We start from the raw sequence: 8,482 nt of genomic DNA, 5'->3' as shown, positions 1-8,482 counted from the left end.
AGCTATTTGTCCATTGCTAATAGAAATCAACAAATAGCTATTAGCAATGAGCAATTAGCAAGTTACAAATTCTTACACGATCGCGTCCAACAAGCAGCCTATTCTCTAATTCCCGATGATCAAAAACAGACGAATCATTACCACATCGGACAACTACTCCTCCAACAGATTTCCTCAGCAGCTAGAGTTGACCGGATTTTTGAACTGGTCAATCAATTAAATTACGGAACTTCTTTAATTAGCGAACAAAGAGAACGAGATGAATTAGCTGGGCTTAATCTGATTGCCTGTCGCAAAGCCAAAAGTGCTACCGCCTATCAAGCAAGTCGTGAATATGCCAGCATTGGATTATCAATGCTAGGAGAAAAAGCTTGGCAGCAGCAATATGAAATGACTCTGGCTCTACACGAATTAGCAGCCGAAGTAGCTTCCCTGTCTGGCGACTTTCAGCAGATGGAAAAATTTATTGATATTGTTATCGAACAAACCCACTCCTTACTTGAACAGGTTAATGTTTACGGAATTAGAATTCAATCTCATATCTCCCAGAATAAATTTGCCCAAGCCATTGCCATCGCCCAAAAAATTCTGCAACAGTTGGGCGTAACCTTTCCCGCAATACCCACACCAATTGATATTCAACAGTCAATGCAAGAGATTGGGGAACTGATTGGAGATCGAAAGATTGAAGATTTAGTTAACCTACCCACGATGACCGATAGGACAAAAATTGCCAGACTTACCCAAGATAATTGATTCAATGGTGATGGCGTGCGAGCGCCTCCAAAATATCAGCACCAGTCTTCGCACTTTCTCCCGTGCCGATAAAGATTACAAAGTGCTATTTAAGATCCATGAAGGTATCGACAGTACGATTTTAATTCTCAAACATCGCCTCAAAGCAAACGAACAACGTCCGGCTATTGAAGTTGTCACCAATTACGGTAATTTACCTCAAGTAGAATGCTTCCCTGGTCAATTAAATCAGGTATTCATGAATCTTCTAGCGAATGCTATTGACGCATTAGATGAATCTAATCAGAGACGCAGTTTTCAGGAAATTAAAGCCAATCGTAACTGCATTACAATTACAACCTCAGTCGAAAATAATCTAGTTAAAATTACCATTGCTGATAATGGACAGGGGATAAATGAACAAGTAAAATCAAAAATATTTGACCATTTATTTACGACAAAAGCCGTTGGTAAAGGTACAGGATTAGGATTAGCGATCGCTCGTCAAATTGTGGAATCAACCCACGGCGGAAAATTGAGTTTTAACTCGGTTCTAGGTCAGGGTACAGAATTTATCATTAAAATTCCTTCATAAAAAACTTTGCTCTTGTTTATCAATAACCTTATATATTCTGGGAACACTAAATCTGGAAGTCTTAAAGATTTAGCAGTATGGTTAGTAATCTTGTGCATATTCCCGGATACAAGGTAAGTGAAGAACTCTACAATGGTTCTAGAACTCTGGTTTATCGAGGGTATCGAGAAATTAACTCATTACCTGTAGTGATTAAGCTGCTGAAAAATCCTTATCCCAGTTTTAGCGAACTAGTGCAGTTTCGCAACCAGTACACCATTGCCACAAATCTTCGCTCACCTCTGATCGTTCAAACCTATAGCCTGGAACCCTACCAAAATGGCTATGCCTTGGTGATGGAAGATTTTGGCGGGATTTCTCTTAAAGATTATTTCACCTCTGACCAGAGGCGAAATGTAGCGTCTCTAGAAGAGTTTTTCAAGATAGCAATCACACTGTGCAATACCTTAGATATATTGTATCGAGAGCGGATTATTCATAAAGACATCAAACCCGCCAATATTTTAATTAATCCCGAAACCAAACAAGTTAAATTAATTGACTTTAGTATTGCATCCCTACTACCACGGGAAACTCAAACACTGATGAATCCCAATGTGTTAGAAGGGACACTTAGTTATATTTCCCCAGAACAAACAGGCAGAATGAATCGGGGGATTGATTACCGTACTGACTTCTATTCATTGGGTGTAACTTTTTACGAATTATTGACGGGAGAATTACCGTTTAAATCAAATGACCCGATGGAATTGGTACATTGTCATTTAGCAAAGCTGCCACCATCCCTTTGGGAAGTCAAAAGTGAAGAGATTCCGCAAATTTTGTCAGATATTGTGATGAAATTGATGGCAAAAAATGCTGAAGATAGATATCAAAGTGCATTGGGACTGAAGTTTGATTTAGAAAATTGTTTACATCAGCTACAAGTTGATGGTAAGATTAAAGGCTTTGAAATTGCCCAGAGGGATGTGTGCGATCGCTTTATTATCCCCGACAAACTTTATGGACGAGAAACCGAAGTAGAAACCCTACTCCAAGCATTTGATAGAGTTAGCTTTGGTGCAACAGAAATGATGCTGGTAGCTGGTTTTTCGGGTATTGGTAAAACCGTTGTCGTTAACGAAATTCATAAACCAATTGTCAAACAACGTGGTTATTTTATTAAAGGTAAATATGACCAATTTCAACGGAATATTCCCTTCAGTGCATTTGTGCAAGCATTCCGGGATTTAATGGGGCAATTATTAACAGAAAGCAATGTTAAAATTCAACAATTTAAAAATAAGATTTTAGCGGCTATAGGTGATAATGGACAAGTAATTATTGAAGTCATCCCCGAATTAGAAAAAATTATTGGTCAACAACCACCCGCTACAGAATTATCAGGAAGTGCGGCACAAAATCGATTTAATTTCTTATTCCAGAAATTTACTCAAGTCTTTACTAGTGACAAACATCCATTAGTGATATTTTTAGATGATTTACAATGGGCTGATTCGGCATCGTTAATGTTAATGCAGTTGTTAATGGCTGATACCAAGCATCTTTTCTTGATTGGTGCTTATCGTGATAATGAAGTTAATCCAGCACATCCATTGATGTTGACTTTGAATGATATCCAAAAAACAGCTGCTACGATTAATACGATTACTTTAGCACCACTTAGTCAAGAGCAAGTGAATCAATTAGTTGCTGACACACTTAAATGTACAGCAAGTTTGGCATTACCTCTTTCTCAATTAATATTTCAGAAAACTCAAGGTAATCCGTTTTTCGCTATCCAGTTTCTCAAGGCATTGCATCATGAGAATCTCATTCAATTTAACTTTCAGTCTGGGTGTTGGCAGTGTGATATTGCCCAAATTAATGAACAATCGATTACAGATGATATTGTTACCTTTATGGGTTTGCAATTACGAAAATTACCGCCATTCACTCAAAATATCTTGCAGTTAGCAGCTTGTATTGGCAATCAGTTTGATTTGGCAACTTTAGCTATTGTTGCAGAACAACTTGAAACCGAGACATCTGCTGATTTATGGCAAGCTTTACAAGAAGGATTGATTTTACCAATTAGCGATTTTTATAAGCTTTATCAAGGGGACAGTAATGATAAAAAACTCCACCCACAAGGGGATGGAGTTTTTGGGCATGGGGAAGAAGTTACCAATGCCCAATGCCCAACGCCCCAAGCGACGGGGCGACTATCCCTCTACAGACACCTGGGGATGGAGTTTCCCGTCGCTTTCAATGAAACTAACAATAAACATTTAGCTAAATATAGATTTTCGCACGATCGAGTACAACAAGCTGCCTACTCTCTTATTTCCGAAAACCAAAAACAACTGACGCACCTCAAAATTGGACAAAGGTTACTTAATGCCACACCCGCACAGGAGCGAGACGAGAAACTGTTTGAAATTGTTAACCAGTTGAATCAGGGAGTCGCATTAATTACTACTCAAACTGAGCGCTACGAACTAGTAATGCTCAATTTTGCGGCTGGACAAAAGGCAAAATCTTCAACTGCTTATGTAGCCGCAATGCAGTATTTAAATCAAGGCATTGAACTGCTAACTATAGAAAGTTGGCAGCATTGTTATGAAATAACTTTAGCTTTATATGAGTTAGCTGCTGAAGTTGCTTGTCTGAGCGGTGATTTTGAGCTAATGGAGCAACTTGTGGATGATGTGTTGCACAATGCTCAACACTTACTAAACACTATTAAAGTCTACGAAGTAAAAATTCTGGCCTATGTGGCGCAGAGCAAACAACCCGAAGCAATTAAAATCGCCCTCACAGTTCTGGAATTATTTGGAATTGTGTTTCCAACCCAGCCTAGCCCAGCAGAGATTAATCAAAGTTTACAAGAAACTCAGTTACTCTTGAACGAAAAGCAGTTAGAAGAATTGCTGAAATTGCCTGAAATGACCGATCCTGAAACCCTAGCAGTCATCCGAATTCTGGCAGTAGTGACAGCAGCAGTCTATCAAGCAGTTCCGCCTCTGTTGCCAATGATAGTGTGTAAACAGGTTTGCTTATCGATTCAACAAGGCAATGCGACTGTATCGACACTGGCTTATGCTTGGTATGGCGTGATTCTTTGTATCACAGGGGAAATTGAGTTAGGAAATCAGGCAGGTCAATTGGCATTGGATCTCCTCGCAAAATCTCGGAGTCAGGAATTTAAAGCCAGCACGATTAACATGGTGTATCCGTTTGTGAAGCCGTGGAAATATCCCCTTCAAACATCTCTTGTTCCTCTGCTGGAAGGATATCAGAGTGGTTTGGAAATGGGTGCTTTAGAATATGCAGCTTACTGTGCTTACAATTACTGTTCTCTATCCTTTTTCTTAGGTAAAGAACTAACTATTTTGGAAAAAGAAATGGCAGCTTATAGTCAAGCATTAGCTCAACTTAAGCAGGAAGTTTCTTACAACTATCTGAAGATTTTCTATCAATCTACTTTAAATTTAGGGTCAACTTCAGACAGTCAAAGTCATCTACCTTGGCAATTTCAAGGCGTAGTTTATAATGAAGCCAAAATGCTGCCCTTGCACCAAACTGCCAACGATCTTTACGCCATTGGTACGCTGTACGTCAATAAATTGATCCTTTGCTACCTGTTCCAAGAATGGGATGAAGCTATTGTAGTGGCAGACTATGCTCAACAATATTTAGATGGGGTAGCTGGCTGTATCATGGTAGCAATTTTTTATTTTTATGATTCATTAACCCAGTTAGCTATCTTACCTGATACTTGTGAAGAGGAACAAGAAAGATTGCAGCAGCGAGTCCTTGTCAATCAGCAAAAACTGAAACAATGGACATCTCATGCTCCCATGAACTTCCAGCATAAATATTCTTTAGTCGAAGCCGAAAAATATCGCGTTTACGGACAGAAGACAGATGCAATGGAACTTTACGATCTTGCTATTCAACTCGCTCAAAAAAACCAATATCTCCAAGAAGAAGCCCTCGCTAACGAACTCGCCGCCAAATTCTATCTCGACTGGGGTAGAGAAAAAGTCGCCCAAACCTATATACAGGAAGCATACTATTGTTATGCTCGTTGGGGTGCAAAAGCCAAAATAGAAGATTTAGAAAAGCGCTATCCTCAACTACTGCAACCAATTCTGCAACAGCGACAAATTAATTTCAATCCTCTAGAAACTATCGCTTTTTCTTCTGGCACTTCCTCATCTCATCGCGCTTCTACTACTACCAACACCAGTATTTCTAATGCCCTAGATTTTACCTCAATCCTCAAAGCTGCTCAAACTATCTCCAGTTCTCTAGAATTAGATCAACTCATTGCCAGCCTCAACAGCATTATCCTAGAAAACTCCGGCGCGAAAAAAGCTGTCTTAATTCTTCCCCAAGATGATACTTGGCAAGTTAGGGCAATTACCTTTATCAATCATGAGAAAATACAAACCATTCTTGAATTCCAATTACTCGATGATTGTCAAGATATTCCCATAAAAGTGATCAATTACGTCAAAAATACTCAAAAAACAGTTGTTATAGACAATTGCAAAACAGATATTATTGGGTTGATTGGGGAATACATGCACTCCTCACAACCCCAGAGTGTATTATGTACTCCGATTATTAATCAAGGGCGCTTGGTAGGGATTCTTTATCTAGAAAATCAACTGACTCAAGGGGTATTTACTAGCGATCGCCTTTCTGTGATCAATTTCCTTTGCACTCAAGCTGCGATCGCTTTGGAAAATGCCCAGTTATATAATCATCTCCAAGAGCGAGAAAAGTTCCTCAGTAGTATTTATGAAGGTGTGGGCTGTCTGATCTTTGTGGTTGATGCTCGGTATAATGGTAGCTTTGAGTACACCGGATGGAGCAAATCGTGCGAATTAGTGATTGGGATACCTGCTGCGGAAGTGCTGGGTAAAACTCCGCAAGAATTAATTCCTTCTGATGAAGGTGCAGCAGTGGAACAAAAATATCTCCATTGTTTCCAAACCGGAATACTCGTCACCTATGAAGAATGTCTAACATTTAATGGCGAGAAAATTTGGTTCTTAACCACACTCAGTCCCTTAAAAGATGAGACAGGAAAAGTTTATCGCATAGTCGGGACAACTATTAATATTACGGATCGCAAACAAGCTGAAGAAGCAGTAACCGAAAAATCTCAAGCACTCGGAACAGTCTTAGAAGATTTACAACAAGCGCAATTACAAATTGTTCAAAGTGAGAAAATGTCTGCACTGGGTAATTTAGTTGCCGGTGTCGCCCATGAAATGAATAATCCTTTGGGCTTTATTGCTGCGAGTCTCAAACAAGCTAAACCAACTATTGCTGATGTTGTTCAACATCTGAAACTTTATCAACAAAGTCTACCCAATCCGGGTGCTGAAATTATTGACCATGCAGAAGAAATTGACTTAACTTATAGCTTAGAAGATTTACCCAAGGCAATTGATTCAATGGTGATGGCGTGCGATCGCCTCAAAAATATCAGTACTAGTTTAAGAACCTTCTCGCGTGCAGATAAAGATTACAAAGTGCCATTCAACATTCATGAAGGTATTGATAGTACGATTTTAATTCTCAAGCATCGCCTCAAACCAAATGAACAACGCCCAGCAATTGAAGTGATAACTGAATATGCTAAGTTACCCAAAGTTGAATGTTTTCCAGGGCAACTAAATCAAGTATTTATGAACATTCTGGCCAATGCCATTGATGCTTTAGATGAGTCGAACACTGGGCGGAGTTTTGGAGAAATTCAAGAAAATCCTCACAAGATTATCATCAAAACTGTCTTGAAAGATCATCTGGTTGAAATAACAATTGCTGATAACGCTAATGGCATGAATGAAGAAGTCAAAGAAAAGATATTTGACCATTTATTTACTACGAAATCTGTAGGAAAAGGGACAGGGTTGGGGTTAGCGATCGCTCGTCAAATTATCGTAGAAAAACACGGCGGTTCGATACAATGCAATTCCTCCCCAGGACAAGGTACAGAATTTATAATTGCAATTCCAGTGCGGCAATGAAGAGGAAAACCTTAGCCTATCCTCGCAACTTCTTATGCACCTGCGCTAGATACCACATATAATCATCAATTTTGTAATTATCAGCAGCTTTCACTATATATTCTTGAGCTAAATCAAGATTATTTTGAGCTTCGTAATATAATCCTAAGTAAAGATGACTATAAAAATTTCCCTTTATTCCTTCTGATTGACCTACGGTTAAAACATCATCTGGCGTACAATTGCCCGCATACAAATCATATACGTGCTGCATAATACGCCGAGGATCATTTTTTACAGTTAGTAAAGAATTACGTGCCTCTTCAACACTTAAAGAACGAGCTATGCAGAGATATCGCCATACTGTTTCTTCTACATCCTGAGCATTCACAGTCAAATCTATTTCAAATTGTTCAGCGCCTTCAGCAAATCTTTCTGCATAATAATACGATAATCCCCGTTGCCAGAGGTAAGGTTTGATACGGGCATCCAATTGCTCTGCCATGTCAAAATCTTCAATAGATTCATCAATTTTGGCCAGTTGAAAGTTAACCATACCTCGGCGAGTGTAAGCATTCGGATTTTTCGGCTGATCGCGAATGGTTTCGTTCCAGCGCTGGAGTTGATTTTCCAGAGAATTTGAAAAAAACATGAGTTTGATCGGCTATTGAATTGGAATTAGATGCAGTGAATGCTTTAGGGATTGCGATTATCTAGATTACGTTGACACTCTCCGACCTGAAGGTGCGGAGATTCTTAAGACTTTGCAGCCTTAATCCTGTTTGCACAGGTTCCCCAACTCACCACGTTTGCTCAGAGCGCACCAAAAAGATTAAATCAGAACACCCTGAAGGGTGTTATTAGCTTTCATCCTCTACCTGAAGTACGAAATACGCAACTGCGTTGCTATTTATCAGTGGTTTTCAGCATTTCCCTTATAAAAGGCGATCGCATCGGACACCTGCAAGATAAACTATTAGCTTAAACAAAAAGAAGCCTCTCGCTCACCCTGTACTCAGGGGAGCGATGAGATGAATTTTTGGGCAATCGAGGAAGTGACCAACATTACTGATTGAACTGCGTTCAATCAGTAATGTTGGTCGGTGACGAATTGCCATCTTCCGGTCTGTCTTGAGATTCAATA

General features: G+C 39.4%; 2 protein-coding genes and 2 pseudogenes. 3 read left to right on the top strand and 1 reads right to left on the bottom strand.

The window, feature by feature from the left end; all coding sequences use genetic code 11:
• The 3 genes and pseudogenes from V7K67_RS34310 to V7K67_RS06520 form a co-directional block, all read left to right on the top strand.
• Window positions 1-756, top strand: a pseudogene (locus V7K67_RS34310) (serine/threonine protein kinase); the annotation flags it as partial.
• Window positions 731-1,330, top strand: a pseudogene (locus V7K67_RS34305) (sensor histidine kinase); the annotation flags it as partial. The pseudogenes V7K67_RS34310 and V7K67_RS34305, both read left to right, overlap by 26 nt.
• 77 nt (window positions 1,331-1,407) lie before the next feature.
• Window positions 1,408-7,359 carry an AAA family ATPase gene (locus V7K67_RS06520; RefSeq protein WP_335165709.1) on the top strand — a complete coding sequence of 1,984 codons (5,952 nt, stop codon included), beginning with the start codon at window positions 1,408-1,410 and terminating at the stop codon, window positions 7,357-7,359.
• Between the two features lie 16 nt (window positions 7,360-7,375).
• Here V7K67_RS06520 and V7K67_RS06515 read toward each other — a convergent pair whose 3' ends face one another.
• On the bottom strand, window positions 7,376-7,990 hold the full coding sequence (locus tag V7K67_RS06515) for a tetratricopeptide repeat protein (protein ID WP_334734047.1): 615 nt from the start codon (window positions 7,988-7,990) through the stop codon (window positions 7,376-7,378).
• Window positions 7,991-8,482: the final 492 nt, after the last annotated feature.

Source organism: Nostoc sp. (assembly GCF_036917155.1).
GTDB lineage: Bacteria > Cyanobacteriota > Cyanobacteriia > Cyanobacteriales > Nostocaceae > Nostoc.
This window is presented reverse-complemented; position numbering and strand designations above follow the sequence as displayed.